We start from the raw sequence: 25,899 nt of genomic DNA on the forward strand, positions 1-25,899 counted from the left end.
TTAATAATTTGTGATTAAAAGGTGTTCAACATTTTTGTCGTTTCTATTCATAAAACTAACTAAATAGGTTTTTTCAAACGATTGAATATTTAATCCTTTGTCATTGTATAAATCAAAAATGAAATCAGTATTTTTAATTATCATCATCCATTTTGCTTTGCAACTATTTATTAGATAGTTTGCTAATCTTTCTTGGTCTTTTCTTGTAAATTCATTTTTAGCATATGTGCTAAATTCGCTATCATATGGTGGGTCAAGAAAAATAAAATCATTCTTTGTCGGCTTGTGAAGCTCAAAAAATTGTTCAAAATCTTCGTTTTCTATTATTGTGTTATCAAGTAAAGATTTTAATTCCTGTGTTTCTAAATATTCAATTTTTTTACTGTAATTTTTATTGTTGTAAGCAATTCCACCATAAGGAACATTAAAATCTCCACTTGAATTATAGCGAAACATACCACTGTATGCAAAATTTCTTATAAATAAGAATATTGCTGATTTAAAAGCATTTTGAATATTATATTTTTCAGTATTGTTATAAATGTGTCGAAAGTGCATATAAAATGCACTTTTAAAGGCTGTTTCGATATTGTCTAAAATATCAGAATCTGGTAGTTTAGATTTTAAAATTTCTAACTCTTTCATTCGCTTAATTTTGCGAATAAGATTTACTTTTATTTCTTTTATGAAATTTTCAATATTAAAATTAAAAATTGTAGAAAACATTCCATTAAATTGTTCAGCATTTTTAAGTATAAACTCAAAAAGAACGTCTTTTAATTTTGTTTCTGTAATTTTATTTTCAGAAAATTCCTTGTAAGTATTTATAAAAAAAGTTGAGTTTTCTTTTGTTACAATACCTAATAAATCCCAATTATGAATTATTTCTTTTGTTGCTTGAAAAAATACCTTTCTATCACCGTTTGTTAAACTTCTATATAATAAAATTAGTTCTTCAGATTTATCATTAATAAAATATTTGTCAGCTTGAATAGCTGTATAAACAGCACCACCACCAACAAACGGTTCATAATAGTCTGTAAATTTTTCTTGTGGTAAATTTGGAAGAATATATTTTAATTCTTGTTCTTTTCCACCTGCCCATTTCAAAATTGGTGATAGTTTTCTTGTATCAACATAATTTGTCAAACCTAGTCCGATTTGGTTATATGTTTCTACTGGTTCTGATACAATGTTTTCCATTTCGCAAATTTACAAATTTTATTATGTTCTCTGTCTGTTTTAGTCAAAATGTTGAGTTTAGCACGGTCGCTGGTAGCATTACGCCTAACGAAAAAGTATTGGCTGAAGTGCGGGCTAAATTGGACTGAAAAGTTCAATTTCGACCAAGCGAAGCCGATATTTTTTCGGTGAAACTAAGTTAATTAAAAAAGTTGAACTGAAAAATAGCGGCGACTAAAAAAGTAGAATAGTGCAACCAAGACTTTCACCCCGCATTTCGCCAATACAATGTTGTGCGACGTTTTTTTTAATCCCACCAAAGAAAAAATGATTTGGAATCTTTAAGAGCTTCAATAAGTTTGTCTAAATCTCCAACTCCTTGGTCAACAATATCTGGACAAAAGTCATACATTTCGGTAGAAAAAGATCTTAAGTCATCGGGAAGTTTTTTAAAATCACCTGACAAATAATCAAAACCAACCCCATTTAATTCAATTCCGTAAAGTTTATCCCAAACTTTAAGTTTTTCTATTAATTGAGGTGTATTCATATCATAATTTACTGCATTTGTTCCTTCAAAATAAAGTGGTTCATATTTATTTTCGGATTTTAAGATAGTTATTACATCATCTTTTTGGTTATAATTTTCTTCAGATTTGTAAATTATTAGACCTTTTTCGATTAGTTTTTGCTTAAAGTCTTTTACAATTTTAGTTGCAATATCTTCCTTTGAATTAATTTTGATAGCTTTAGGTAGTTTTTTTGAATAATTTTTTAGTTCTGGAATATCATCATACAAATTTTCGCGGTCTTCAAATCCTTTTGCAAGTTCAAAATTTCCATTCGTTAGACTTTTTATTTCTTGTGCAGTTTCTTTGTCAAGTTTTAATTCGCCAATTAGTTTGATTTCAGAATCGTTTAAATTATTTTTTTGTCCATTACAAGAATTTAATCCAAGCAAACAAAAAATCGAGAATATTATTTTCTTCATAGCGTTTTATTAAATGTTGCACAACGGTTTCAGGGTTTGCGTTCGGGCGGGATTCGGAGCGGAAAATCGTCAAACGGAGCAAATCCACCCGCCTGACGCAAAACCCGTGTTATGCCTTCGTGCTTTTAGATTATTAAAATAAAAAACAGAAATATGACTTTAAACGAATGGATAGTTTTTGGGGAAGTTGGAATGAGTTCAAAAACAATGTGGGCTGTAGTTTCAAACACTATAAATCCTAACAATATTAAAAAGTTCCGTGCAGAGATTCCTTATGATGCGGATGATTTCAGCAGGTGTTATAAACTGTGGAAAGATTGTAAGTTGTCAGATAGCGATTTGCTAAAAATAAAAGAAACTTATCCTATTTGGCAACCATTCATTGATAATTGGTATGAGCTTGTCAGACGTTATGAAAGCAACGAAAAGATGTATAAATATATGTCTAATCTTGTCGAGAAAGGTCGCCTAAATGCTGGATGGATAAAAGTAGATGCTAATACTTGGCGGTCTCCGTCTTTAGCATGAGGCATAACGTTTTGCAGATTTGCGATGGGCGGGATTTTTACCACAAATTTTTATGCGGAGCACAAAACTTTCGGCTACCACAAAACTGTCTGCGGAGTACGAAACCCCGCCTATTGCAAATGTGCTGTTAGCGGTTCGTTGTTCTTTTTCTGTCATTGTTTTTATTACTTGTCTTGCCTTCAAATAAATTACCTATCACTTCAAAGTTCTCAGATTTGAAATCAGTTGTCAAAGGAAATTCCTTATCCTTATTAATAAGCCAAGGCCACAATGGATTTGTCCGTTGTTTGTCTGAATGAGCTTCGTAAAAAAACTTCAATACCGTCTCTGCACTTGCGCAAATTTCAAAAATGTCCTTGTTGAAGTAAGTCTTATAAAAGTCAGTTCTCTCAATTGTCTTTTGGTGAATAATGTCGTGGCGATATTTTTCTAACTTAGTAAAGTAACTCCAAAATTTAGTGGTTTCAATTTTCTTTGTTTCATAGATGTCGGGTAAAATTTTTGATAATTTGTCGCCAAGGCTAACCCAGCGTTCAATTGCTTTCTTGTCATATAGCTCTACAATTCCTTTACTTTTTACATTAACCTTGTATTGATAAGTGTCGGTAATACTAAGGTTTGAAAAAGCCTCCAATGCAGTATAACCGAAAACTATACAAATTTGGATTGTCTCAATGTAGTCAGCTACCACTTTTGATTTTTCCTTTAAAAACTCCTTTTTGTTAGTCGCTGCGTCAACAAAGGAGTGGTTTACCAAATGTGGGTCAATGTGTTTTTTAAAAAGGTCTTTCGCGTCTTTTAAATGCCTTTTGCTAATTGAAAGTAAAAGTCCAACATTATTAGGAGGGAAGTAAGTCAATGGATTTTTTGTAAAGTTGACTTCGTCTAATTCTTGAAAAACCATAGAACCTGTCTCAACACCTTTGTCCAGTTGTTTAATACAAATAGGTTTACTAATACGCTCATCAAAAATGTCGTATTGGTCAGGTTGAATACAATATACTAATCCTTGTTTGTTCATTCGTTGTCTGTGTGTGTCGTCCTACAATGACCGCTAACGGGGCGGCGGCTTTGCGAAGTTCTTTTTCCGAGCAAGCTCGGAGAAAGGATTTAGCAAAATCGCATGATGTGCGAAGTTCGCGAAGCGACAAGCGCATCGTGCGGTGAAGGCGCCGCCCCGATGTGGCGAAAGGAGCGTAAGCGGATTTCGCCACATCGGTTTGCGTATATGTGTCAGGAGCGGATTTTGAAGCCGAAACTTTCAATTTGCACTGACGTAAGCAAAACCATTTTTTCTTTGCTAATTTACATTTTTTATGCACATAAAAAATGGTTTTTGCGATATAGAAAACCGAAACTTCGATTTATCACTTAACCCGCTCTTGCACATATACGATGTTAGCTACCGTATTTCTCTTTAAGTTCGAGCTTTTTAATTCTTGATTTAATTGATCCATTATTTCGTCCAAATATTTTACTTAATTCCGTTATCGTTTTTCCTTCGCAAAATAGAATTTCCAATTTCTCATCATTTTCCAGTGTCCATTTTTCATAAGCATTTTTATGATTTTTTTGTTTGTCGGTTTTGGAGTAAGATTTTTCCTTTCCTCTTTTTCCTTTCAGGCTGTATTTCGGTTTCAATTTGTCAAAAAGTCGCTCTTCTAATTCCTTACGTCCTAAATTTATTGTAATATATGATAAAGTCAGATGTTTTTGAATTCTGTCATTTAGCATAATTTCTATATCGTCCGAAAATCCTTTTCTAGAAGAAGGTTCTTCATAGCTCGGAAATTCTGAATAATGAGATTTTCCTAAATTCCGTCTTACAGTATGATTTTTGGTATTTAATATGTCAGTCATACGACCACGTAAACTTCCAGTTTCACCAACATAGCAAATTTCTCCTTCTTCTCGGAATAGGTAAACTGCAGATTCATTAGGAAATGATTTAGCCCATTCGCGAGTCAATTCGATTGAGTGTTGTTCTGATTCAATCAATAATTTATGTTCGAGTTTTACTAAATATTCTTCTATTTCCGTTTTTGTCATCGAAGATCCGTTATGATATGGTAGCTAACGGTTTGCGGCTTGGCGATGTGGCAAATTTTAGCACAAAAGTTCAATAGAATTACTGCCGCTGAACCTTGCACAAATGTTTAATAGAAGCACTTCAGCCGCCATATTGCAAAACCGATGTTATAGGCGGTTTTTCTTTGTCCGTCCATCATTATTGTTTCAATTTCTTAATTACTTCTTCATAAATCTCTCTATATGTTCCGTCCTTTTTAAGCCAGTTGTTTGTTTCTGTCGGCAACCATTCTTGTCCTGTATAATCCTTTTTTCCTGATTTTTTGGTGTCAAGTCTATACTGAACAGCACTAATAATTTTAAGTATGTAGTCGTCAAATGATTGGTCAAGGTTTAGAATATACTTTTCTGCTGAATTGATAATTGCTTGTCCTTTAATTTCTTTGAGTTTTTCAGCCAAATCATCAACAGTCGCAATTTTAGTAAGGTTATCTTTGAAAAAGTAAATTCCCGCTAAGGCTACAAGAACATCATTGATATAGTTGTTCTGAAGAATTTCGTAGCTGTTTATTTTTTCAGTCTTGATACGATTTACTCTTTCCGCAATTCTGTAAGCCAACATTAGTTTATAAAATTGGTCATCTTCATTGGTTGTCATACTGAAAATTTGGTCGTAGTAAATTTCAGAGAAAACAAGTTTATGTCTTCCAGCCGTTGAGATAGGAACTTGTAAATAGAAAGATAGATATGCAACACCCAAGTCCGTGTTATGTATTTTCAAGTGCATTGGACTATTACCAAATGGATTGCGGTATTTCTTTTTTGAAAGTGTCGCCCATTCACCATCTTTTTTGTCATAGAAAATACCGACTGCATCAAGGTTAGCGAATATTTTATTTTGTATTCTGTCGCCTGAATGTAAATCTCTTGCACTAATTGCATTTTGGCTATTGCTCGCAACAGCAATATCCATTGATATTTTTGAGGTCTGTGTCTTGTCTTTGATTTTTGTAAGTCGCATTAATATTTGGACTTCATCAGGTAAATCATTTACAATTCTTGTAAGTGTCTTTGTTGTTTGCCCACCGTTAACGATTTGAAAGTTCTTAATTTTTAAAGAACCGTTGTCAATTTCAAAATCTTCACAAACGGCATTTATACCGTTGTTTAAAATCCAAAAATTTGATTTTTTTCCTTTGGAATATTCTGTCTTTATTTTTGAGTTTATGTCATTCTCGCCTTTGTAATAGCGAACATTCAAAGTAAGTATTAGCTCTTTCTTTTCTTCTATTATTGGTTTCAATGAATTAGCCATAATACTTGTTACTATTGTTTCAACTGGCGTTTCAATTGTGTCGTGATAGCTTACCTTTTTAATAAAGTATTCATTGGGAACAACTTTCAATGTTACTTCATTTTTGGGAATTTCTATGTCATCATAAAGCTCTTCAAGTTCTTCATAGTTGTAAAACTTGATTTGAAAGTTAATGTCTTTGTCATTGTAATTAGTGTAAAGGGCTTTAATGTCTGTTTTTATTGTTCCTTCAAATCCATTGTCAATGTAGTAGAAGCTAACGCTGTAATTGTTTGTAGCTATATTTTCAGGCGTTAGAATTGGCGATATTTCTTCATTAAGTATTTTTTTCAGTTTTGGGTTTGGTGTCAAATGGTCTGGGCTTAAGTTTAAGATCCAGTCAACGAATTTTTTATTTTTCTTTATTTCATTGGTGTTCAAAAGCTGTCCACTGGAATACTTGAATTGAAAAACAATTATTTCACGGTTTTTCTGATTTGTAAAAATCGCATCATTTCCCAAGTCGTTTGCCATATCAACAATATGGTCTTTGATAAAACTGTCATAGTCTGTCCCATCATATTCAAAGTCTATGATTTTGTTAAAACATTCTCTAAGAATAAAATGTCCAAATGAAGTTCCGTCATTCGGGTAGTTAAACTGTCCTGTCAGTTCGGTTACTTGGTCTTTAATTTTTGCGTAAAAGCTCATATTTAATGTCTGTCTGTTTGTTAGTAGTGGTGTAGTTCTTAAAATCGCCTATAACGGTTTGCGGCTTGGCGATGTGGCGGATTTTTAGCACAAAAGTTCAATAGAATTACTGCTGTTGAACCTTGCACAAATGTTTCATAGAAGCACTTCAGCCGCCATATTGCCAAACCGATGTTATGGGCTGGTGTTCTTTTTTCAGTCCGCATTTTCGTTAATTAATATTTTTACTTCCTCAATTGTCAAAGGTGTTTTTTGTCGGTGAATTATTGAATGACAGTTTGGGCAAACAGGTCGTAAATCTTTTATTGGGTCAATTTCATAAGTTTGTCCAACAGTTGCAACTTGTGTCAAATGATGAACGTGAATAAAACCTTTTCCTATTTGCCCGTATGTTTTCTCAAAATTGAAGTCGCAAACGACACACGAGTAACCGAAATTTTCTAAACATTTTTTCCTTGCGAATGGATTGCGTTCGTATTTTGTTATTGAAATTTGATTTGGCGTTCCTTCGGTGTAAGTCTTTTGAGAATTGTTGTCTGTCGGAATAAAAGGGTTGTGTCTAATTTTTTGAGTTGTCAAAAAGTCAAACCAAACAGCTTCAAGTTCGTCAACAAGTTCGGTTCTTACAGAAATTCCAGAAGCCATAGGTCGCCAATTTTGTTGAGCTAAATTTCCCTTTTTTAATATGTCAACTGTCAAAATTGGTTCTTGGTCAGGATTGAGTAAGACTTCAAAGTCAACGTCAATGTATAATGTGTCTTTATTTTCTCCGCTCCAATGTTTTTCGTAAAAAGGTGTTGAGGTCGCAAAACCCGCTGCAATAATTCCTTTCGGTTCTGTCCCAACTTTGAGTAAAAAAATTCTGTCACCCGGTTGAATTGATTTTGTATTTCCACAACTCCAACGTTGCGAACATCGACCTGTTAAGTCCACTTGTTCAATGTCTTGTTCAAGTGTCGTCCAAGTCCACTTTTTAGGGTTCCATAAAAATAAATATGTGTTCATTCGTTGTTGTCTGTCGTTTTACACTTGCCCATAACGGTTTTCGGCTTGGCGATGTGGCGGATTTTTAGCACAAATGTTCAATAGAATTACTACTGTTGAACCTTGCATAAATGTTTCATAGTAGCACTTCAGCCGCCATTTTGCCAAACTGCTGTTATCTGCTGCCCTTTTTTCGATTTCGTTTGTCTGTCGTGTCGTGGTGCGTTGGCTTGGTAGCTCTTTTGCATTTTTGTTTGGCTTTGTGCGGTTGGCAAAATGCAAATGTGCTACCAAAAGCGTTGGGTTACTCTGATGGTTGTAGTTTTCCCGCATATGTTCCGTATGGTTTACCCGAATAATCTCCTGTTTTGAAATAGTCGCATAAAAGTTTGATTACATTGTCTATATCCTCTTCCGTTTCAAACTGAATTTTGCCGTCTTTCAAATTTATTGGTGCTTTTTTCTTCTTACCTAATGTTTCTAATTTCTTTATGTTTTTTGAAGTTAATGAATTTAGATTTCCGATTTTTTCCAACTTCATTAGCTTTTTGTGAATAGCAACTTTTGTTTCTATTTTGTCCGATAGAAGTTTTACATCTCCAAAGCATTCGTGTTTAGAAATTGAAGTCGCAACATCTTCCGCTCTCTTTTTGTATTCTTCTTGTAAACCAACGAGTTGCTCAAAGTAATACTTTTTCAAAACGTAAAAAGTTTCTTCGTAAAAAATGCAATCTATTTGCTTGTCTAAATAAACAGTATCACTTTTTAATAGCGACAACGTATTAGTATTGGTGTCAAAGTAGGTTCTTATTTGGCTACCTATACTTTTCTTTTCTCCGTCTTTTTCTTTTTCAACACCTACTTTTCCTGGTGAAATTTTTCTAAATGTGTAAAAAGATTTATCGCTGTCAATCTCAAACTCTATACAATATGCCCAAAGTGTTTCGTCTTGAAGTATATCGTTTAAATCTGTGATTTTTTGAGGACTTTGGTTTAATTGATTGTAAATAACATCTGAAAATGAGCCAACTTTATTTTCCATTTGATAAGTAAATAAATGTTCTGTTTCGTCTGCAATGACATCATAATCAAAGAAGTGTAAATCTTCGTTATTTTGAATTTTTTGGAACTGTTTTAGTGAAAGTTCATAAAGATACTTTCTTACTTCGTCTGTAATTTCAATTTGATAAACTTTAAAATCAAATTTCTCTAAAACTCGTGAGTTAGCTTTCATTCCCTCTTTGAGAATACGAGTTACAAAGTACATCTTCAAGTTTTCCGCACTTGCCTGACCGATTATATCAACCAATATAGATTTATCCATAATAAATATTTTTCGTAATTAGGTTTATTTTTACTTCTTGTCCGCTTTCCAAATCTTCTTCTTTTGTTATCAAAAGTCCTTTTTTCGTCTTACCTTTTTTATTGTAATCTATTTGGTAAAGCGTATGACTAATACTCAAAATTGGATTTATCACTATCATATTTGATTTGGTATAAATGAAAAAAATGATGACCAAAACAATGAAAATCGAAGAAATATCAAACAAATTGTTCGTGTCCTGAAAGATAAACGGAACGATGTAAGTAGAAATATAACTTATTGTTTCACTGTTTTTGTTTTCGACTTCAACTATTTTTACAAGTTCTCCATTTGGTCTTTTCTTATCTAAATTTGTCAATAAGAATTTCAATCCAACAAATCCAAAAATGGCAAGAAGAAAGAGAAAACCACTTAATCCGAATTTTTTAAAAGCCAATAGAATACTTTCTTGGTTGAAGTGTCCAAAATTCAAATACTCAATATTTTGTTTGATTTGTCGTAAGATTAACAATCCAAATAAGGGAATATACGATGTAATGAACAGCACCAAAACTGCAATATTATTTAGCTTTACTTTTTTCATTTTGCCATTGCATAATACTTTGCTCGTTCTTCCTTGAAAAGTCTTAATTGCTCAACGTGTTCTTTGTACAATTTATGCAGACCATTTTTTGATGTTTTCTGTTCGGGAAATGTCAAAGCAAATGCTTCTAAGTCGTTTGTATGAATAGCACTTTTAGGAACAATTTCTTTGATTTTTTCTAATGCATTCAAATAATATGTTTCGCTGATTTCACAAGCGGTTAAACTTAATCCTGCATTGTAACAAGCAACTGCAATCGTTCCGCTTCCTAAATGTGTGTCTAAAATTTTGTCGCCTTGATTAGCGTACATTTTTAAAAGCCATTCGTAAAGCTCGACAGGTTTTTGTGTAGGGTGGATTTTGTTTCTGTTCTTTCTAACGCTAAATTCAAAAATTTTTGAAGGTTTGTCTAATGAACTCCAAGCCATTTCAGCCATTGAAAAATTATTTAATGTTTCGGGTTGTTTTTTGTCCCAAATGATAAAGCCTTTGTTGTATGGACTTCTTGCCCAAAGCTGTCCAAAATAATTTCCGCCCCAAATAATTTGATTTTTTGAAACTCGAAATAATTCATTAAAATATTCGTCATCGGGTTTTACATCCCATTGACTGTATTCTTCCATATTAAATTTATGGTCTCCGCCTCGTTTGGTTTTGTTTAAGATTCCGTAAGGCGGGTCAACGATTGCGAGGTCAAAATAATTGTCTGGATACCTTGCCATTAACGCCATATTATCTTCTCTTGTAATTGTAATCATAGCAAGTTTTATTTTTGGGTTGCGAACCTTGAAATGGTTAAGTCCGAAATGTTTTTACTGATGTCTTTTCCTAGATTATTGACGATAATACTGTCAAAATCTTCATAGTCTATTTCTCTAATATCGTTGTCAATGCAGTTGTACAGATATTCCGAAAAAGTATTTGCTCGAATAATTACGATTGGACTTGTACGAATATCTTGAAGCACAGCAGGAACGTACCTTGGCGTTACAACGATGGTGTAAGCACCTCCAATTTTTTCACGGTGTCCTGCTAATCTTCCTGCGTTTACACTTGAAAGTTTATTTTTAGTTGATTTGGCTTCAACAGTAAATTTTTTCTTTCTGGGAATGTACAAACACTCTAAATCTGTATTTCCTGCTCCGCTAATTTTGTTTGCTTCTATGTTGTAGAACATATTGAAGCCGTCTGCTAAAGCATCTTCAAAAAGATATGCTTCCGCTCCGTCATTGTTGTTTGCATATTGCTCAATCAATTTTGGAAGATTAAGTAATTCAAATTTGAAATCGTCAACGGCTTCGCCTATTTCAACCAAAAGCGTTTTTGGATAGAAACCGTATATCTCTTTTACAACGTCTAATTTCAAACGTTCAGGGTCGTTGAGCAATAAAGGTTTCTCTAAAAACGAATATTCGTTTTCTAATTGCTCAATTAACGATTTCAAATTTTCGGGAATTGAAACTTCGTTTCGTGTTATTTTTCGGAATGTGTTTGTGTTGCCGTGTTGCAATTTGGTAATCACAACTCCGTCTTTTTTGTTCAAAACGCCTGAACTTTGAAATAAACTAGAAACGTAATAATCCCACTCATAAGCCGAATTTACTAATGCGTGTCGGTCTTCTTGAAATTTTTGAGCGAGTTGCTCATCTGAAAGTTTGCGTAATTCCAATAAATCATTTACCAATTCTTCGTAAGCCGTATTGTTTACCTCTTTCAGAAAAACAACCGAATAAGCCACTTCAAAAGCGTAAAGTTTATTTGAAAGTTTTGGTTCTGAAAGTAATTTGTAAATCAAACGAAACGGATGAAGTTGAAATTCGCTATCTGTTCCGCTATGTGGGTGTTGATATTGAACAGCCCAAAGCATTGTAAGAAATATTTTAGCCGTTTTCTCTTTATCTTCAACGTGTTTCAAAAACAAGTTGCCAAGCGGACTAAACAAAAATCTGTCTTGTCCGTCAACTTTGGCTTGGTAGCCAAACATATAATACGAAAGTTGATTGATTTTGTGATTTATCGCATCAAGCGGTAATTCGGGATTTCGTTCACTGTACAATCCTAATTCACGTAACTTTAAGTTTAGTTGCGTTTTTTCGTCTGTTGAAATCCCTGTTTTGGTGTATGACTTCAAAAATTCAGCAACCACACAAAGTTTGTCAAAATCCCTTGTGTGTCTGTATAAAATCCACTTTTTACTATCAATTCTTAAAGTCATATTATCGGTTTATTTGGGCAACAATGTTTTTAATGAGCAATGGTGGAATACATTCGCCAATACATTTTCTAATAAGCAATTCGGGTGTATTGTCGGGAATATTCCAATCTTGTGGTAAAGACGACAATAACATAAGCTCCAACGGTGTTAAAACTCTTGCGTCTGAATAAGTTCCGTTTTTCAATTTCCTGCCTGGATGTACATTCAGTTGTGAACTGATTGCATCGTTTCGCATTGTAATTGTCGGTGCAGGTTCGTCCCAATTAATTCGTCTGTACGATGTATTGTAACTTTTAATTTTTTCTCCATTTGGTTTTACTGGAAAATATTTTTTGTTTTCAAAAGCAGTTTGTCCTGTTGGCGTGTGTTTCATCCATTGAACGTGGCTATCCGAATGTTTTCGGGCAAAGTGCCATTTTATTTTTGATTTTTGTCCTGCTTCAATGCTTGGTAAAAAGCCAATTTTTTCTTCTACTGTTATTTGCTTTTCAGATTTTAATGGTTGTCCCCATTTTTTGCCTTTTCGGTACAATTTTATGATTGCTCTTGTTCGTCTTTGAGCAACACCAAATTCAGCTGCATCATAAACATTGGCTTCAATGTTATATTCTTTCCCAAACAGAAGATTTAGAATTTCAACGACTTTTAGTTGTTGATTTTTGTAGGGTAAAATCAATTTAAAAAATGTCGGAACATTTTCAATCAGCACAAAGTCGGGCGATTTGAGTTTGATAAAATCAATGATTTTGAAAACAAGATAATTCCTTTCGTCATTGAGCATTTGCTCAATATTTCTGTTTTTTCCTGCTACGCTCATTCCTTGACAAGGCGGTGAAGCAATCAAAAAATCTAACTTTTCAGGCGTGTTTTTTACAAGTGTTCTGAAAACATTTTCGTCCAAAATACTACCTGCAATCATTTTAGAATTTGGGTATAATGCTTGATACAATTCGGCTCTTTCCTGAACCAATTCGTTAGCGGCAACAATGTTTATTCCTACTTCATCAAAGTAAGTTTCCGCTATGCCTGCACTTGAAAATAGTGATGCTCCTACCATAGTTAAAACTTGAGTGTACTTTGTTGTTGGTTTTTAATTCTCATATATTTTGCTTTCTCTTCAGCAGCTAAAAACAGCTTTTGAGTTTCTTCCTCCGGATAAATTAGTTCTGCAATTCTTTCACTTAAATACTCGTGTTCTAATTTTTTTAAGTCAAGATTGAAAAATGATGAAAGTTTGGGTATTATTTCAGACGGAACATTTCTTTTACCGTTTTCAATTTTTGATAGGGTAGATTGGTCTATATCTAAAGCAGCAGCAAGTTTAGTTAATGTCAAGCCATTATCTATTCTTAGTTTGTGAATGTATTCGCCAAATGTTTCTTTCATAATCTTGAAATTTATTTCTTGACACTTTTGGCAAATTTAGTCATTCTGCTTCTGATGCCAAAGTTTTTAGCAAAATTTCTGTCAATGTTCGGGTGGTGGGTGGGCTTGGGAGCGTTGGGGTAAAATTAAATGTGGTGCAAATGCTTTGGCTTTGTGTGTCGGCTTGCACCTCTTTTAATTTTACGAAGCGTTGGTAATTTTCTTCTTTTGGTCAGAATGTTGAATGTTTGCAGGCTGTTCGTTAGGGTTGCAGATAACGTTTTGCGGCTTGGCGAAGGGCGGGCTTTTTAGCACAAAAGTTCATACGAAGCACAAATGTTCGGGCTTGCACAAATGTTTCTACGAAGCACGAAACCCCGCCTTTTGCCAAACCGCTGTTAGCTGCTGGCTTTCTTGTTGTTGTCATAAATGTGTCTTGTGTCTATATCTTTGTCAGGATACATTGTTGCTTTAGAAATGTTGGCTTCAGTAAGCTTCTGAACAATATAATCTGATAGGTCTTTATTTATATTGTAGCATTCACAAAACCTGTAGTCATCAGGTTCACTCTCGAGTTTAGCCTCGCTGTATTGTTCATTTCCTATTACTTCTAAGGGTTTTGAAAAATCTGCATTCCAAGTAAAAACTCCTTCTTGTCTTTTAATATTTTCACTATTTGTCAATGAAAAAGCTATGCCTGATTCAAAATCATTGTCGCTAAAAAAACTAAGTGGAATATTTACCATATGCTCAATTTTTGTCATGTGCTTTACTAAACCTGCTCCGTTCAATCTGTTCTTGTCAAAAAAACTTCGTTTCTTGAAGTGAGTTTCCATCTCTTTTTGTTGTTCTTCGTCTTTTGCTATTTGGGCTATTAGTCCAAGTTTCAATTGTTCACCAACAGTTTGTAAACTTTCATTTAAGAGTGTTCTCATACCACCACTATCAAAATGCTCCTCCTCAATAAAGTAAACGCTAAAATATTTGTCAATTTCTCTCGGACTTTCATAATTTTCAAGTCCGTCAACACCGAAGAACAGTGCTGTTTTAAAATTATATGTCCAATCAAGTAAAGGTGTCGGGCAATTGTGATGTTGTAAATATCCTAATACAGATATGTCATTGAGTGAATCCACATTAATTTCCTTTAGAATAGCTGAAATTTGATTTTCATATTCTTTGCGACCATTCTCAATAATACCTTTTAAAAACGCTGGGTAATCTTCACCATTTTCATTCATTTTATCCCAAATCCAAAATCTTTGTAAGGTGCTGTAAAGTCTCCACTTTGCTTCTCGTTGTCCTCTAAACAAAATATTCTTAGTGTCTTTGAACTTTTCTAAAAGTTCATCAACCTGTTCTTTTGTTTCAATTTTTTGTTGGTCAAAAAAAGTGCTTTTCTGTATGAAAGAACCATATTCTGCAATTTGATTGTCAATTTGTAAAGGTGGCAATGAATGTGAATGTAAAATTGCAAGCATAAAAGCGTTTAGTCTTGGTGTAATTGTTTCTGGTAAAGCTTTTCCGTTATTGTCAAATTTTACATTTATTAAATCTTGAAGCAAATCAACATCAAATATTCTTTGAACTCCACCTGTCCGTAGATATTCATTTGTCAACTGTATTTTTATGTCAAGGTTTGAAATTTCTCTCATATGTTGTGTCGGGTCTAAGCTTGCAGCTAACGGAAAAAGGCTTGGCGCAGTGCGGGCTAAATTGGACGAAAAGTTCAATTCAGACCAAACGCAGCCAATGCTTTTTTCGTGGAACTAAGTTACAAAAAAATGTGGAACGAAAAAGCAGTGGCGGCTAAATATTTCAAATCTTTCTAATTAGATTCAACCCCGCAATTGCGCCAAACCTATGTTACCTGCAGTAGTTTTATTCATTTTGTTTGGCTTGTTGAACATTGTGGTGTCCAATTAATTTATTTACTTTCTCGTTTCCATATTCTCTTATAAGTCCTGTATTTTGAAAAATAAATTCCTCAATAATTTTTTCACTTCTTTTTTTTCGGGAAAAACTTGCAAATAATTCTCCAATAAAGTAAAAGGGCACATTTATAATTCCACGAAAGGATAAAAATCCTAAAGTTGCAGTTTTGATATAACTCTTTTTTCGGAGATTTTTTCCGCAAGATTCGCAGACAATTATTTCAGAATCAAAACTGGAATCCAACGCGGAAAGATAATGAATGTTAAAACCTTGAACATTATTGAACTTTCTCCCACATTCACTACATTCAGAATTTTGAATTTCTTTTTTCAAAATTTGTAATTCAACGCCTTTGAAAAAGTTCCTTTCTAATTTTATCCAATCAAGAAGCTTTTTGTCAAGATTCCGTCTAAGAATTTCTGATTCAAGAATTGGAATAGCATCCTCACGTAAACTTTTGCTTTCATTCATTGCAAGATTCACGATTTTTTGGTCGTTAAATTTCTTGTAGGCTTCAGTTAATTCTTCTGTTGTGAGCATCGTTTTAATACTATTGCAGGTAACGTTTTGCAGCTACCCGAAGGTGGCGATTTCGAAGCACTTCACTGTCAACCAAGCACAAACTTTGATAGAAGCACAAAACTTGATTTAACCACTGAACCGCCACTTTAGGGTAGGTGCTGTTACCTGCTGTTATTTTCATTCATTAAGTTGTCAAATAGTCGTGATTTTAAGAATTTCTCAAAAGTCATTTCTTTATAGTTGACATTTTTGGAAAGTGTTTCATATCTATGAATTAAGTCTTTCGCTGAACTTTTATTGATTACAATTATTTCATTTTCGGGATTAAAGTGTCTCTTTACCAAAGCACGGATATGAACGTCAGCTTCAGGAAATGAATAACCAATAAATACTAATTTTTTAGCTCCACGTATTGTATAGCCTGCTTCTTCGTATAGTTTGTTAAAAATAAAGTTGTTGTTGGTTTTTAAATGCGAAGGGACTTGTATTAATGAAGTCAATTTATGTCCGTCAAAAGGGCAAGTTGTAATTTGACTTTCAGTAAATGACTCAAAAGTATCAGTTTTAAGGTTAATTCTATGTTGCCAAGGTGTCAGACCCACTTGAGCACAACAATTACAATACTTCCAATTTAAACTTCCGTGAATTTTTATAAGTTTTGTCCTGATTGGTGTTTGTTCACCAAATTGGGTTACCGGTCTATTAGGATTTTCCCACCAATCAAAAGGTGTTATGTTGTTTGGGTATCGGAAGTTTATTAGGTCAATGCAATAATCAACTAAATAATCACTGTAAATTTTGTCAAAAGCTTCGTCAATTAGTGTGTCATAATTAGTTGTAATTACACCAATTTGTTTTCTGTTTGTTCTGATTGTTTCCCAAAATTGTCTAAAATTTTCACTTGTCTTGGTTTTGCTACTGATTACATAGTGAAGTATTTTAGTCAGGTTGGATTTTAATTTAATCAATTCTGTTATTGTCCATTTACTTGATAAGCTAAAAGAGTTATTTAGGTGAAAGTCTATAAATCCAAATACTTCTTCAAGTGTGGGTAGTTTTCCATTAATCGAAAAATTTTCTTGTAAAAACTCTCTAATCTGTTTTCCTGGTTCCGATTTGGTTATTTGTAAGTCGTCATTATTCAAAATTATTGGAATAATGTCGGATTGTATTGGTATTCCGTCAGGGTATGAAGAACCTGCACCAAAAATGAAAACTAATTCAGGTTGGTCATTCTGTAATGGTAATATGTTGTCCTGTCGTGTCGTCATTTATAATAGCAGGTAACGTTTTGCGGCTTGGCGTAGTGGCGGTTTTTTAGCACAAAAGTTCAATCGAAGAACTGCACTTGAACCTACCGCAAAACTGTCATACGAAGCACTACACCCGCCATTACGCCAAACCGCTGTTAGGTGCTGGCGTTCTTGTCCTATGTTGTTGTTCGTCATTTTCCGCTTTTCCTTCTGTTGTCGTCCCTGCACAACATTTGACAATTTTCAGCACTTGTCTGTCCGCCTAAATGCCAAGGTGTAATGTGGTCGGCTTCCATTTCGTTTAGTTCAAATTTCTCACCGCACTTTACACAAATTCCTTGTTGTCTTTCGTATGCTTCTCGTTTCTGATTGTCAGTAAATGAACGAATATTTAAAAACCTTTCTTTGCGTGTCAAAACGTATTCGTAAATACCTTTTTTGTTGGTTACGTCTTCGTCTTGCATTAGTTTGGTGATTTCTTCTTCAAGTTTCTTGTGGTCAAATTTTTGGTCTTTGAATTGGTTGTAAAGAAAACCCCATTGTAAACCTTTCATTTCCTTGCGATACTTTGGAAAAATTGCTTTTACCCAATTTATGACGCTTTGAAAATACAACCACAAGTCATTTGCGTTTGGCTCGTGTTGTTGTTTAGCCATATAGTTTTTAATGCCGTCATCACTATTGTCGCCACAAATCCAACCAATAACTGTTTCTAAATAATCTTGTCTAATTGCAACACCGTTCATATAGTCACCGCCTAAACCATAAGCAGCACAACTATTTTTACTAAAATATCTTTTTGCATCTGAAACCCACGAACCTGAATAAACAGCATTTCTTAATTCTTGGTCGGTTAGTTTTTCTCCTGCAATGTTGATTGTCTTGAACCACTCCAATTTTTCACTGTCTTCACCGCTACACAGATAAACCATCAGTTTGTAGTTTAAAATCTGTTCTTGTTCGTCCTTTTGAAGATTGTGGAAGTATCGGCTTTTATATGCAAAATCTCCTTCAACAAATTGACTTATTGAAATTGTTCGTTGCTGTCCGTCAATTACTTCAAAGTTTTCATCTTCACGAACTGCCCAATACATTACATTCAAAGGGAAGTCCTTTGTAATGGTGTCTATTACTGCTTCACGCTGTTTCTCTTTGTAAATAAATTCTCGTTGATAGGGTGGTCGAATGTCTAATTTGCCACCATAACCAACAACTCCGTTTTCTTGGTTGTCTTCGTAACCATTTGTAAGGTCTCGGACTGTTATTTCTTTAAGTTCTATTTTCATTTTTGCACTTTCTTGTTTTTGATAACTATTCTGTCATACAATCTTTTGAATGTTCCGTCTCCGTTGTCTAAATAAAATCGTGGGCCACCTGCTGAATATGTTCCTTTTTCGGCAAACTTTGACATTGGAACACCAAGTGTGATACTTGAACCAATAATCACAAATTGTTCAGGATTGTATTTATCTAAAAAAGTTATCGGCACACCCATTTCTCCTTCATAGTCCACAGGAATATCTTTCACTTTACCGACTTCAATTGCATCATAATTGGCATATTTTGGATATTCTTCTTCGTTGCCATAATAATTTTTGTATAGAATTATGTCTTCGTGGCGTTTTGACATATCAAGATTTGTAAACCAATAGGTTGGCGTGCCAACACTGATATTTACAGCCCAATATTCTTTGCCTTCAACAACGTGTTTGTTAGCATCACTACAATACTTAGCGAATTTCTCTTTGTTGTCAATTAGAAAAAGTTGGGGTTTTGTAACACCTAGCCAAATTTTGTTGTCTTGAATATTTTTAAAAATCTCCTTGTATGTGATTGAGTTTCCGTTACCGATTATTAAAAATTTCTTGTCGTATTCAAGAAGTTGAGCTACATATTCACGGAACAGAGAAAAAGGCGGATTGGTAACAACAATGTCAGCTTGTTTTAAAAGTTCTATACATTCTTTGCTTCTAAAATCTCCGTCACCTTTTAATTCTTTGATACCAATTTCGGCTGGGTCTGGAACCATATTTCCGTTTTTGTCGCCTTCATATACCAAATAAATTGCTTGTTCAGAATTGTTTTCACTGAACAAGTCCATACTTTTATTCTTGTAGCAAGTAGCAATGAGTTTTTTTAGTCCGAGTTTCTCAAAGTTATATGAGAAGAAATGAAAAAAGTTACTTACTCTCGGGTCGTCACAGTTGCAGTAAACTACTTTGTCTTTGAAGTGCTTTTTATAATGTTTTAGTTCTCGTTCAATGTCGGAAAGTTGAGTATAAAACTCATCATTCTTTGCTTTTGAAGCTTTATTGAAATTTGTATTTTTTGCTATTTCTGTCATTATGTCGTTTACTTTTTTCTTTCGGTTTCAAAGTTAATATTTCGTTCTTCTGTCTGTCCGTTTTTGGTTGCGGTGTCGTCTTTTACGCTTGCACCTAACGGGGCGGCGGCTTTGCGAAGTTCTTTTTCCGAGCAAGCTCGGAGAAAGGATTTAGCAAAATCGCATGATGTGCGAAGTTCGCGAAGCGACAAGCGCATCGTGCGGTGTAGGCGCCGCCCCGATGTGGCGAAAGGAGCGTAAGCGGATTTCGCCACATCGGTTTGGGGCTTGGCGAAGTGGGGGATTAGAAGCACAAATGTTCAATAAACCACGAATGTTGATAGAAGTACAAATGCTCAATTTACCACGTCTGCCCCCATTTTGCCAAACCCCTGTTAGCTGTAGCTTTTACTCATTTTTTCTTCTTTTTTAAGTCTGATAAATTATCCACCAATACACAATTTTTCATAAGAACATTCATCATAAGTCCGTCACACTTACCTTGAAAAGTTACTCTCATTCCTTTTTGAAGTTGAGAAGCTGTGTTTTTGTCGTCAAAGAAACACTGTACATCTCTAAACATTTGGTCACCTTCAAGAATTACATAAATGTCGTCCATTATGTCTTTCTTAATATCACGAACTGTTCCTTCAACAAAGAATGTTTTTCCTTTGAAGTTTTCGTCTGCTTTTACTTCATTCTCGTCATAACTTGCTGTCAAGTTTGGTGCTTTGATTGTTTGGTCTTCTCTTTCCTTGATTGCAATTAGATTTTTTTCGTTTTCAATACTGTCAAGTTGTTGTTGTGTCATTGCAGGTTTATTTTCTGCAACTTTTTCAGTCGCAGTAGAATTGTCTGCTGACGAATTTGTCGTTTTCTTGCCGTCAGAAGTCACTCCAAATAAAATGAAGGAAGCAACCAAAGAAATACCGTAAATCATTCCTGAACGCTTTTTGGTAGGTTCGTTTTTCTTATCCCAAAATAAACTTGTCTTGGGTGAAAAAAAGCCAATTACAAGTAATACCAAACTTGCTAAAATTAGAAGTGCGAATAAATTTTCCATATGTTTAAATTATTTTTTTGCTCTTGTTAGTAAAACGAAAATTCCTAAAATCACATCACCTGCAACCCAAATGAAAATTATCATCATTGCTCCAAGTCCTGTTCCAATTGCAGCACCTGCTTGTGCTGCATCACTTCCTGCTTCTGCAACTTGTTTAGAAGCTCCACCTACACCAACTACCATCCAAAGTAGCATTAGTAAGTTAAATCCAATAAATGTCCATTTGATAAGTTTTCCAAAGAAACTTCTTTGAGGTTTTTTTTCTGAAATCTGTTGTTCCATTTTTTAATTGTTTTATTGTTTTGCTTACTCTAGTCGGTTTTCAGCTTCCCCGTTTTGCTGTGTTTAGGGTTTCTCCAAAGTTACAGCTAACGTTTTGGCGCTTGGCGAAGAAGCGGTTTTCGAAGCACTAAACTGTCTGCTAGCACTGAACTTGATACGAAGCACAAAGCTCCATTTAAGCACTGAACCCGCTTTTTTGCCAAACGCCTGTTAGCTGTAGTTTTTTCTTCTTGTCGCAATGTCGTATATTATTAGAATAAATGGAAAAGTCACAAACACTATCCAAATTGCAACGTGTCTTGGAAGAATTTGATAGTGATAATTTAAAGCAAAAATTGTCCCTGTAAATAGCACACAAAAGAAAGAATGTAAAATACTAACTTGTCTGTCTGAATACCTTTTAATGTGGTCGCCTTTAAGTTCTTTTAAGTCTCGAAAGTATTGTGCATTGAAAAAAGTCCCTTTACCTGGCAGAAAACCCATAAGCATAATGAAATTTTGGATTATGTAAATACAAGAAACTCCTAATAAAAAAAACTGAAGTCCGATGTAAAGTCCGTGAGTTATGTCTGCCGTATTTTCAATTTGTTCATTTTGATAAACTCTGTAAATATTGTCTGAAGCGAACAACATCATAATTATTGAACTCCAAATACTTAAAGTAAGTCTGCTTGTCCGTGATAAAATAGCATGAGTAAAAGCATGGAATACTGAATAAAGTGAAAACAAAAGTCCAATAATCATTACGGATTTTAACAATATACTATTGGTGTCAATAAAACCATAGTCCACAACCCAATAGATTACGGCTATAGATTGTAAAAGTGTAATTCCTTCTGTCAGCTTTGGAATAACTTTGTCGCCATGAAAAGCAATTGAAAATATAGCAAACAAAATAATGAACCAATAAGGAAACGCTTCAATATGATTTTCAAAATTGTAGCCATGTTCTCTTTTGCCAGGAAGAAATGCAAAAAAGCTAAATATAAATGAAGCCAAAGCTGTCAACAAAACTGTCGACCACTTGTCGGAAAGTCTCTTGCCCTCAAAAATTACTCCTGCAATAATTGCGATGACACTTATTGGTATTAATCGTCTGTCCGATGAACTTATGCGATAACCAACATAACTTGTCAATGCAAGAACTAAAAGTCCTATAAAAATCAACAATAAGTTTATATTTCTTTGTGCGTTTTTACTCATTCTTTTTGTCTGGTCGTTGTCTTTTATGTGGGTCGTCCAAAAATTACAGCTAACGGGGCGGCGGCTTTGCGAAGTTCTTTTTCCGAGCAAGCTCGGAGAAAGGATTTAGCAAAATCGCATGATGTGCGAAGTTCGCGAAGCGACAAGCGCATCGTGCGGTGTAGGCGCCGCCCCGATGTGGCGAAAGGAGCGAAAGCGGATTTCGCCACATCGGTTCGGGGCTTGGCGTAGTGGCGGCATTATAGCACTGCCGTTGATACGAAGCACCAAAGTTCAAATTTAGCACAAATGTTCATACGAAGCACTTCGCCCGCCATTACGCCAAGCCCTTGTTATAGCCAGTGGTTCTTGTCCACCGTCCTTGTGAACCATTGTCAATACTGCATTTCTCCGTCTTTGTCGTGTCGGGATGTGCGGTTGCGTATTTTTTATTTTCAGAAAGGGTGGAGCTTTTTTTTAATTCAATTTTGTTTGGGCGGAAAAGGGATAAGCTCTTTTGCAAACTTTGGATTGTGTTTCGGCTTGTGCGGTTTGCAAATGTGCTTACACCTGTGTCGGGGCTTACATATAAATTATCCTTACACTAATCGTTTTGTCTGTGTTCAATTCAAAACTTGCTTTGGAAAAATTAGGCCTGTTTCGCAAACCTATTGACTGATAATTAGAAAATCCAATTCCTTCTTTGGGCAAAAGAAAGCCTTTATCAACCTTACCGTTGCTGTTTTCATCGTGTAAAATATTCACGGCATATTTCCCTTTGGGCAGATTTTTAAAAGTAATTTCAGATTTGCCATTTACAATTTTCGCTTTCTCTAATCGGTAATATTTTTTGTAATCTTCATCGGGGATTGAATTATCTTTGTTATAGAGGGCGAATTGAACAACACCCTTTGAATTTCGTAAATTTTCTACCTTAACGGTCAAGATGTAGGTTTCTGCCTGATTTTCCGAAAACGAACAGAGAAAAAAACATAACCCAACTGTCAGTATAATAAAAATTGTTGCTTTCATTTATTGTTGTTTTTTATTTGAACCCAATTTTTCTTTTATTCTATCTACTCCGTAGTAAACCATTGGCACTAAATAAACCGTCAATGCCAATGAAGAGAGCAAACCGCCAATAATTACCCACGCCAAACCGTTTTTCCATTCGGCTGCTGTTCCGCTGGCTAATGCTATGGGCAACATTCCTATTGCCATAGATAAGGTTGTCATCAAAATGGGTCGCATTCGTTCTTTTCCTGCGGTAATCAATGCTTCTTTGTAATGTTTGCCCTCGGCTTTGAGCTGGTTGGTAAAGTCCACAATCAAGATGGAATTTTTTGTTACCAATCCCATTAACATAATCAAGCCGAGCAAAGCAAATAAGCTCAAATTGCTTAACGATAAATTCAAGGCTAAAAATGCTCCGATAGCTGCAACGGGTATGGCAAATAAGGCAACAAAAGGATAAATGTAACTGTCGTATAAGGCTACCATAATCAAATAAATCAGTAAGAATGAAATCAGCAATACCGAACCCAAAGCCCCGAAACTGTCGTTTTGCCGTTTAATATCGCTTCCCCAAGTCATTTGTATGCCGTTTGGTAAGGGATTGTTTTTGAGATATGCCACAACATCGTCTGCTACTGTTCCCGAAGGTCTGCCGAGTGCATCGGAAGTTAATGTAACGGCAGGTTGTCGGTCTTTTCGTTCTAAAAGCGAAGGCGAATTATCTCTTTCAATAGTTGCAAACTGTGAAACTTCAATCGGAATGCCCATTGGATTTATAATGTTGAGTTGGTTTACATCATCATAATTTTTACGGCTGAATTTATCCAACCAAATCCGTACAGGATATTCTTTTCCGTTTTCCGTTAAAGTGGCATCGTCATTTCCTGTAAAAGCGGTACGCAAATTCATTCCCACATAAGCCGTGTTCAATCCTAAACGCTGCATTTTGTCTTTGTCAGGAATGACTTTTAATTCAGGGCTTCCTGCTTCTACCGAAATCCGCACATTATCTGCTCCGGGTATTTTTTCAATGACTGTTTTTAAGTCATTACCTGTCTGCATTACCTGGTCTAAGTCGCTTCCGCTTAATGTAATTTCTATCGGTGCAGAACGTGGAATTAAGCCTAATGCTATCATTGAAAAATTGATGCCTGAATATTCTTTTTGCAAATCAGTTCTCAATTTTCGCATAAAGGTTTCGGTAGAGAGATGATTTGTTTCTTTCTTGGATTTTAGCTGAATGGTAAATTCGGTTTTATTGGCAGAGCCAACTCCCAAACTTCCAATACCGGTGCTTGGTCCGCCCACATTACTGAAAACTGTTGCAACTTCGGGTTGCTTCAAAATATAGTTTTCTATTTTTTCTGAAACCAAATTGTTTTGCTGAATGGAAGTACTTTTATCAAACTCTAATGCCAAACGGAATTTCCCTTGGTCGCCTGTGGAAATGAGTTCCTTTCCAATAATTCCCTGTTTCATCATTGCTGCCGTCCCTACGAACAGCAACAAAACAAATCCTGTAAAAATGAGTTTGTGATGTAAAACCCAATTCAATGTTCTGCCATACCAATTGATAAATTGGTCTAACTGATGTTCAAACCAAAGCAAAAAACGGTTGAAGATATTAGTCGGCTGCAAATCTTCTTTTTTCCCGATGCGTGAAGCCAGCCAAGGCGTTAAAGTAAAACCTACCAGTAAACTGGTAAGTGTAGAAGTGATAACCACCACCGAAAACTGTTTGAGCATATCGGCAACAAAAACCTGTAAGAATAAAATCGGCAGAAACACAACCACATCAACCAATGTAATAGACAATGCCGAAAAACCGATTTCCATTCTTCCGTCCATAGCTGCCGTTCTTTTTTCTTTACCCATATCCAAATGACGTTGGATATTTTCTAAAACTACGGTAGCATCGTCCACCAAAATACCGATGATTAAAGACATCGCCAGCAAAGTCATCAGGTTGAGCGTATAGCCCAAAAGCCACATCACGGCAAAAGCGGTAATTAAGGAAGTAGGAATAGCGACCAACACAATCAGTGAGTTTCTGAAACTTCGCAGGAACAGCAACATTACTAACGACACTAAAATAACGGCTAAAATCAAGTCAAATACCACCGAATTAACGGCTGCAATGGTGTTATCGGTGCTGTCATCCGTAACTACAAATTTTACATCTGCATTGGCATTTTGTTTTTCAATGGACTGAAATTTTTCTCTAATCAGTTTTGAAACATCAACGGCATTGGCATCGCCTTGTTTTTTTATCATTAAACCAATACCGTTTTTACCATTGTAACGGCTGTAAGAAGCGGTTTCTTTAATACCGTCCGTTACTTCTGCAATATCTTTCACATAAACAGGGCTGTTTGGAAAAGGCATAGCAACCTGAACATTCTTTATGTCCGTAATGGTGTTGAACTTTCCTACCAAACGTACCGAAATACTTTCTGTATCGGTTTGCAATTTTCCGGCAGGTAAATCAATCCCCGAACGATTGACGGCTTCCACAACCTGGTACAAAGAAATTTTATAGAGCTTCAATTTTTCTTTGTCCACCTTGATTTGAATTTCCCTTTCTTCCCCACCTAAAATGGTTATCTCTGCCACTCCTTTTAGCTGTTGGATTTGTGGCAGGTAATCGTCTTTCATTTTTTGATAAAACACTGTCGGCTCTAATTTGCTTGTTGCACTTACCGACATTATCGGCAAATCATTAGGCGATACTTTGCTCATTACAGGGTTTTGAATATCGTTAGGCAAGTCCTTTCGGATATTGTCAATATAGCGTTGAGCGTCCTGCATTGTTTTGTCCAAATCCGTTCCGTATTTCAGGTTGGCTATGATGATTGAAGCATTGGGTAATGATTTGGTAAGCAAATAATCTACACCCTCCAAATTGGAAAGTGCATCTTCAATTTTTCGGGAAACGGAAGTTTCCACTTCGTTGGGTTCTGCACCGGGATAAACCGTTCGGATTACTACAACAGGCTGATTAAAATCGGGCATCAGTTCATAGCTCAAATTCTTGTAGCCGATAATTCCCAACAGGGCAAATACGCTGAAAAGTACGATAATCAGCGAGGGACGTTTGATTGATATTTCTGTAATATTCAT

The 25,899-nt window shown here is 35.1% G+C and carries 25 protein-coding genes; 1 reads left to right on the forward strand and 24 read right to left on the reverse strand.

Annotated elements, in window-relative coordinates:
* Together P3875_RS06800 and P3875_RS06805 are read right to left on the reverse strand one after the other, a co-directional pair.
* The gene (locus P3875_RS06800; RefSeq protein WP_303443206.1) at nt 1-1,203 is read right to left on the reverse strand and encodes a DNA adenine methylase; all 1,203 of its coding nucleotides are present in this window, start codon (nt 1,201-1,203) and stop codon (nt 1-3) included.
* A gap of 286 nt (nt 1,204-1,489) precedes the next feature.
* Nucleotides 1,490-2,173 carry a DUF4253 domain-containing protein gene (locus P3875_RS06805; RefSeq protein WP_303443207.1) on the reverse strand — a complete coding sequence of 228 codons (684 nt, stop codon included), beginning with the start codon at nt 2,171-2,173 and terminating at the stop codon, nt 1,490-1,492.
* Nucleotides 2,174-2,326: 153 nt separating this feature from the next.
* On the opposite strand from P3875_RS06805, the gene P3875_RS06810 reads away from it, so the two are divergent.
* Complete coding sequence (locus P3875_RS06810; RefSeq protein ID WP_303443208.1) at nt 2,327-2,701, forward strand: hypothetical protein; 375 nt, start codon at nt 2,327-2,329, stop codon at nt 2,699-2,701.
* A gap of 127 nt (nt 2,702-2,828) precedes the next feature.
* On the opposite strand, the gene P3875_RS06815 is transcribed toward P3875_RS06810, so the two are convergent.
* The 22 genes from P3875_RS06815 to P3875_RS06920 all read right to left on the reverse strand — a co-directional run bounded on the left by P3875_RS06815 (nt 2,829) and on the right by P3875_RS06920 (nt 25,899).
* Nucleotides 2,829-3,722, reverse strand: coding sequence for a hypothetical protein (locus tag P3875_RS06815; protein ID WP_303443209.1), 894 nt, complete (start codon nt 3,720-3,722; stop codon nt 2,829-2,831).
* Nucleotides 3,723-4,099: 377 nt separating this feature from the next.
* Complete coding sequence (locus P3875_RS06820; RefSeq protein WP_303443210.1) at nt 4,100-4,750, reverse strand: hypothetical protein; 651 nt, start codon at nt 4,748-4,750, stop codon at nt 4,100-4,102.
* A 178-nt stretch (nt 4,751-4,928) separates the two neighbouring features.
* Nucleotides 4,929-6,734 (reverse strand): AIPR family protein, encoded by a 1,806-nt coding sequence (locus tag P3875_RS06825; RefSeq protein WP_303443211.1) that lies wholly within the window; start codon nt 6,732-6,734, stop codon nt 4,929-4,931.
* A 195-nt stretch (nt 6,735-6,929) separates the two neighbouring features.
* Nucleotides 6,930-7,739, reverse strand: coding sequence for an HNH endonuclease (locus tag P3875_RS06830; protein WP_303443212.1), 810 nt, complete (start codon nt 7,737-7,739; stop codon nt 6,930-6,932).
* A gap of 18 nt (nt 7,740-7,757) precedes the next feature.
* The gene (locus tag P3875_RS06835; RefSeq protein WP_303443213.1) at nt 7,758-8,051 is read right to left on the reverse strand and encodes a hypothetical protein; all 294 of its coding nucleotides are present in this window, start codon (nt 8,049-8,051) and stop codon (nt 7,758-7,760) included.
* Nucleotides 8,023-9,042, reverse strand: a complete 1,020-nt coding sequence (locus tag P3875_RS06840; RefSeq protein WP_303443214.1) for a Kiwa anti-phage protein KwaB-like domain-containing protein — start codon at nt 9,040-9,042, stop codon at nt 8,023-8,025. The genes P3875_RS06835 and P3875_RS06840 overlap by 29 nt, the downstream gene beginning before the upstream one ends.
* Nucleotides 9,035-9,625: a hypothetical protein gene (locus P3875_RS06845; protein WP_303443215.1), complete on the reverse strand. Its 591-nt coding sequence runs from the start codon at nt 9,623-9,625 to the stop codon at nt 9,035-9,037. The genes P3875_RS06840 and P3875_RS06845 overlap by 8 nt, the downstream gene beginning before the upstream one ends.
* Nucleotides 9,622-10,383 (reverse strand): DNA methyltransferase, encoded by a 762-nt coding sequence (locus tag P3875_RS06850; protein WP_303443216.1) that lies wholly within the window; start codon nt 10,381-10,383, stop codon nt 9,622-9,624. Before P3875_RS06850 ends, P3875_RS06845 begins: the two co-directional genes overlap by 4 nt.
* Nucleotides 10,384-10,391: 8 nt before the next feature.
* A complete protein-coding gene (locus P3875_RS06855; protein WP_303443217.1) occupies nt 10,392-11,840 on the reverse strand; it encodes a restriction endonuclease in 1,449 nt (482 codons plus the stop codon).
* Between the two features lies 1 nt (nt 11,841).
* On the reverse strand, nt 11,842-12,897 hold the full coding sequence (gene dcm / locus P3875_RS06860) for a DNA (cytosine-5-)-methyltransferase (protein ID WP_303443218.1): 1,056 nt from the start codon (nt 12,895-12,897) through the stop codon (nt 11,842-11,844).
* Between the two features lie 2 nt (nt 12,898-12,899).
* Nucleotides 12,900-13,226: a helix-turn-helix domain-containing protein gene (locus P3875_RS06865; RefSeq protein ID WP_303443219.1), complete on the reverse strand. Its 327-nt coding sequence runs from the start codon at nt 13,224-13,226 to the stop codon at nt 12,900-12,902.
* Between the two features lie 377 nt (nt 13,227-13,603).
* Nucleotides 13,604-14,860, reverse strand: coding sequence for an FRG domain-containing protein (locus P3875_RS06870; protein WP_303443220.1), 1,257 nt, complete (start codon nt 14,858-14,860; stop codon nt 13,604-13,606).
* Nucleotides 14,861-15,086: 226 nt separating this feature from the next.
* Nucleotides 15,087-15,680: a hypothetical protein gene (locus tag P3875_RS06875; RefSeq protein ID WP_303443221.1), complete on the reverse strand. Its 594-nt coding sequence runs from the start codon at nt 15,678-15,680 to the stop codon at nt 15,087-15,089.
* 143 nt (nt 15,681-15,823) lie between these two features.
* Complete coding sequence (locus tag P3875_RS06880) at nt 15,824-16,933, reverse strand: SIR2 family protein (protein ID WP_303443222.1); 1,110 nt, start codon at nt 16,931-16,933, stop codon at nt 15,824-15,826.
* The gene (locus P3875_RS06885; protein ID WP_303443223.1) at nt 16,934-17,110 is read right to left on the reverse strand and encodes a hypothetical protein; all 177 of its coding nucleotides are present in this window, start codon (nt 17,108-17,110) and stop codon (nt 16,934-16,936) included.
* Nucleotides 17,107-18,201, reverse strand: coding sequence for a GmrSD restriction endonuclease domain-containing protein (locus P3875_RS06890; RefSeq protein ID WP_303443224.1), 1,095 nt, complete (start codon nt 18,199-18,201; stop codon nt 17,107-17,109). Before P3875_RS06890 ends, P3875_RS06885 begins: the two co-directional genes overlap by 4 nt.
* Nucleotides 18,198-19,259: an adenine-specific methyltransferase EcoRI family protein gene (locus tag P3875_RS06895; protein WP_303443225.1), complete on the reverse strand. Its 1,062-nt coding sequence runs from the start codon at nt 19,257-19,259 to the stop codon at nt 18,198-18,200. The genes P3875_RS06890 and P3875_RS06895 overlap by 4 nt, the downstream gene beginning before the upstream one ends.
* A gap of 391 nt (nt 19,260-19,650) precedes the next feature.
* On the reverse strand, nt 19,651-20,301 hold the full coding sequence (locus tag P3875_RS06900; protein ID WP_303443226.1) for an OB-fold protein: 651 nt from the start codon (nt 20,299-20,301) through the stop codon (nt 19,651-19,653).
* A 9-nt stretch (nt 20,302-20,310) separates the two neighbouring features.
* The gene (locus tag P3875_RS06905; protein ID WP_303443227.1) at nt 20,311-20,583 is read right to left on the reverse strand and encodes a hypothetical protein; all 273 of its coding nucleotides are present in this window, start codon (nt 20,581-20,583) and stop codon (nt 20,311-20,313) included.
* Nucleotides 20,584-20,793: 210 nt separating this feature from the next.
* On the reverse strand, nt 20,794-21,786 hold the full coding sequence (locus P3875_RS06910) for a hypothetical protein (RefSeq protein ID WP_303443228.1): 993 nt from the start codon (nt 21,784-21,786) through the stop codon (nt 20,794-20,796).
* 561 nt (nt 21,787-22,347) lie between these two features.
* A complete protein-coding gene (locus tag P3875_RS06915; RefSeq protein WP_303443229.1) occupies nt 22,348-22,797 on the reverse strand; it encodes a DUF2141 domain-containing protein in 450 nt (149 codons plus the stop codon).
* On the reverse strand, nt 22,798-25,899 hold the full coding sequence (locus P3875_RS06920) for an efflux RND transporter permease subunit (protein ID WP_303443230.1): 3,102 nt from the start codon (nt 25,897-25,899) through the stop codon (nt 22,798-22,800).

The organism is Myroides sp. JBRI-B21084 (genome assembly GCF_030545015.1).
GTDB lineage: Bacteria > Bacteroidota > Bacteroidia > Flavobacteriales > Flavobacteriaceae > Flavobacterium.